We start from the raw sequence: 3,082 nt of genomic DNA on the forward strand, positions 1-3,082 counted from the left end.
AGTTTCAAAAGCAAGCTTTTAAAACTTCGCTCGACTTGCATGTATTAGGCACGCCGCCAGCGTTCGTCCTGAGCCAGGATCAAACTCTCCAATAAAGAGTAAGATTTAGCTCTTAAAAAAATAAAAATAGATTAACGTTGACGTATGATTCGTTCAGTTTTCAAAGAGCAAATTGACTTTTGTCGCTCATTGGCGACTTTGTTATTTTAGCATCATTTAATTAATGATGTCAACAATATTTTTCAGAACTTCTAAAGCTGTTTTATCGCTTGTCTATCAGCGACGTTTATTAATATAACAAAATAATAATTAAGAGTCAACTCAAATTTTAAATATCCTATCCCTTTTTCACTTTTGATTGATTACTTGACCTTGTGTACCTTAAGCATTCACTAGAGGAAGCAACCCTTTTAAACAGAGAGAACAAAATTTTATATCTTTCTTCCATTGCTCTTTTTACTATATGATCAATTCGATTATCATTCAGATCAAATAATATCTCGTCCATTTCCCTTTTAATCAAGTACTGCATTTCTTTTACTTCTTTTTCATTAATCATCAAACCTAGCATATCTATGTAAACACTCCTTAATGATTTTGGTTCTAGTAGTGTTTTCCAAAATAAATATTTTTATAAGTTAAAACTCTCTATCATACTTCTTTTTATTTTGGCATAGATATGAGACAAGTATTGTATTGGACGAGGTGATAGTTGGATGAACTTTTTTTATGTATTGAATGGAAAGTTGGTAAAACAAGTATTTCTAGTTGTAATTGCAGCCTTTTTTACAGCATGGTTTTTGTATATGGAAAACTTAGTTAATGTACCTGTATTTTCCGGTAAAAATGGGCCAAAAGCAATTTATAAAGGAGAAAAAGATATAGCTTTAACCTTTAATATTGGTTGGGGAGATGAAAAAGCTGAACCAATTTTAGATGTTTTAAAAGCGGAAAATGTAAAGACTGCAACGTTCTTTTTATCCGGATCATGGGCGGAGAGGCACCCAACCATTGTTGAAAGGATTGTTAAAGAGGGGTATGAGATAGGAATATTAGGATACAATTATGAAGATTATACTGAACTTGATGAAGCCAAAGTTAGAAAAGACTTAATACGCGCTCAAGAAGCATTTAAGAAATTAAATGTTAAAGATATTAAACTGGTCCGAGCACCAACTGGACACTTTGATCAAAAAACATTAAAAATTGCTGACCGTCTCGGGCTTACTGTAGTTCACTGGAGTATTGATTCAAAGGACTGGTCAAATCCAGGTGTAGAAGTAATCATCGATAATGTCTCTGATGCCAAAAAAGGCGACATCGTTCTTCTACATGCATCGGACTCAGCAAAACAAACTGCTCAAGCTCTACCGTCCATCATTAATAAAGTCAAAAACAAAAACTTAAAATTAGTAACGGTATCAGAAATGATCGCGAATGCAAATGCAGATTCTAAGGAAATTAATTAAGAAAAGCGCAAGCGCCCCGTTCAGCGACGTCCACTAGTCGCTGGGCACTTGAGCTAGACAGTTGTCTAACTTCAAAAGCATATACTTTAACTTTAATAAAAAACAAAGCCATCTTATTTAGATGGCTTTGTTACTTTTGCTTGAACTGATTTTTGATTTAGTTTGTGAAGAATGAGGAGTTGGTATGCGTTACACACTAACAATGGTAGGAGCATTAAGTATAACCAGCTCTCTTCATTAACCCTTAAAACTGGGACCCATTCTAAAGTTGTCACAACAACCATAAAAAATAAGGCCGGGATAAAAGCTTCCTTATTCGTTTGTTTTGACTTAATGTAAGCAATAATAATACCTACTAGAGCAATAAAGATAGCCACACCTACATACGATAGAATGCTATCTCCCTCTTTAGCAAAAGCTTTGAATCGAAAATAAACTAAGTCAAAAAGGACAAATACAATTAAGATTAACTGTACAGCATTCCAAAGTTTTAACGATTTGAATATTCCAAGTCCAAAGCGATGAACGGTTAGATAGGCGAAGAATCCCATTTGACTTATAATACTAAATATAAGTCCAACACCGAATAACCAAAACAAAATAGATAATATTTCTAAGGCATTAAAGTCTGTAAAATAGGGTTGAAACTCATCCCATCTAACTATAAATCCGACTATACCAGTTGTGATACCCCCAACTAATAATGTCGAAAGAAACAATCTTACAAGATTACGACTGTTCACTTTTTATTTCCTCCATTACTTTTCTTTCACTCCTATGATTGTACCAACCCACTTCTGAAAAATCTAGGCATTGATTTTAAACGTATAGAATTTGTCGATTTTTCACATCCTAAAGTATAGGATAACTACGAAAGGAGCTATCATTATGTATAAAAACTTTTATTTGCTCCTCCCTGTACTACTTGTTCTGATTACTGGTTGTGCTCAGAATGAAGCTGGTGCTAAGGAGTCAGATTATGATGAAACGAAAAAGATGGTAGTAGATATCCTTAAAACAGATGATGGAAAAAAGGCTATTCAAGAAGTCATGTCAGATGATGCCATGAAGCAACAATTAGTCATGGACCAAACTGTTGTCTCTGATACAATAGAAAAGACTCTTGTTTCAGATAAAGGAACTGAGTTTTGGAAAAAAAATCTCCAAGATCCTAAATTTGCTGAGAGTGTTGCTACAAGTCTTAGAGACGAACATGAGAAGTTAATAAAGGATCTAATGAAGGATCCCGAATATAGAGGCATGATGATAGAAGTTTTGCAAGATCCCGAAATGGAAAAGGCAGTAACAAAAATTCTTAAAAGCAAAGAATACAGAGAACACTTGCAAAAGGTTATGACTGAAACTTTTGAGAGTCCTTTATACCAAGCGAAAGTTCAAGCTCTCCTACTTAAAGCCGCTGGAGAAATTAAAGAAGGTGGCGGCAAAGAGGGTGGAGGATCATAAGTAGAAAAGGAAGACCCTTCACGGTAGTGACCCCTAAAAGTTAGAGTTTTAATTATGCAGCTTTTTGGCTAGTTTGAGTTCGGTATTGCACGGGACTTAAACCAGCCAATTTTACTTTAATTCTTTCGTTATTGTAATAATAAATGTAG

The 3,082-nt window shown here is 34.4% G+C and carries 5 protein-coding genes and 1 rRNA gene; 2 read left to right on the plus strand and 4 right to left on the minus strand.

Annotated features, from left to right (window positions below):
• Nucleotides 1-95 (minus strand): 16S ribosomal RNA (locus SM124_RS23810); the annotation flags it as partial.
• 242 nt (nucleotides 96-337) lie between these two features.
• The gene (locus SM124_RS23815; protein WP_322448956.1) at nucleotides 338-571 is read right to left on the minus strand and encodes a hypothetical protein; all 234 of its coding nucleotides are present in this window, start codon (nucleotides 569-571) and stop codon (nucleotides 338-340) included.
• A gap of 145 nt (nucleotides 572-716) precedes the next feature.
• On the opposite strand from SM124_RS23815, the gene pdaB reads away from it, so the two are divergent.
• The gene (pdaB, locus tag SM124_RS23820; protein WP_322448957.1) at nucleotides 717-1,469 is read left to right on the plus strand and encodes a polysaccharide deacetylase family sporulation protein PdaB; all 753 of its coding nucleotides are present in this window, start codon (nucleotides 717-719) and stop codon (nucleotides 1,467-1,469) included.
• Nucleotides 1,470-1,582: 113 nt separating this feature from the next.
• Here pdaB and SM124_RS23825 read toward each other — a convergent pair whose 3' ends face one another.
• Nucleotides 1,583-2,212 carry a KinB-signaling pathway activation protein gene (locus SM124_RS23825; RefSeq protein WP_322448958.1) on the minus strand — a complete coding sequence of 210 codons (630 nt, stop codon included), beginning with the start codon at nucleotides 2,210-2,212 and terminating at the stop codon, nucleotides 1,583-1,585.
• A 145-nt stretch (nucleotides 2,213-2,357) separates the two neighbouring features.
• On the opposite strand from SM124_RS23825, the gene gerD reads away from it, so the two are divergent.
• Entirely contained in the window at nucleotides 2,358-2,933 is a 576-nt protein-coding gene (gene gerD / locus SM124_RS23830) for a spore germination lipoprotein GerD (RefSeq protein ID WP_322448959.1), read from the plus strand.
• 52 nt (nucleotides 2,934-2,985) lie between these two features.
• On the opposite strand, the gene SM124_RS23835 is transcribed toward gerD, so the two are convergent.
• On the minus strand, nucleotides 2,986-3,082 hold a 97-nt coding region (locus tag SM124_RS23835), incomplete at its 5' end, for an IS3 family transposase (RefSeq protein WP_322448231.1).

The sequence above is a fragment of the Robertmurraya mangrovi genome (assembly GCF_034427655.1).
Classification (GTDB): Bacteria; Bacillota; Bacilli; order Bacillales; family Cytobacillaceae; genus Robertmurraya_A; species Robertmurraya_A mangrovi.

Bases quoted from the DNA above. Each gene is read 5' to 3' on its own strand.
- SM124_RS23815 (WP_322448956.1), bottom strand. From the start codon at position 571: ATGCTAGGTTTGATGATTAATGAAAAAGAAGTAAAAGAAATGCAGTAC.
- pdaB (WP_322448957.1), top strand. From the start codon at position 717: ATGAACTTTTTTTATGTATTGAATGGAAAGTTGGTAAAACAAGTATTT.
- gerD (WP_322448959.1), top strand. From the start codon at position 2,358: ATGTATAAAAACTTTTATTTGCTCCTCCCTGTACTACTTGTTCTGATT.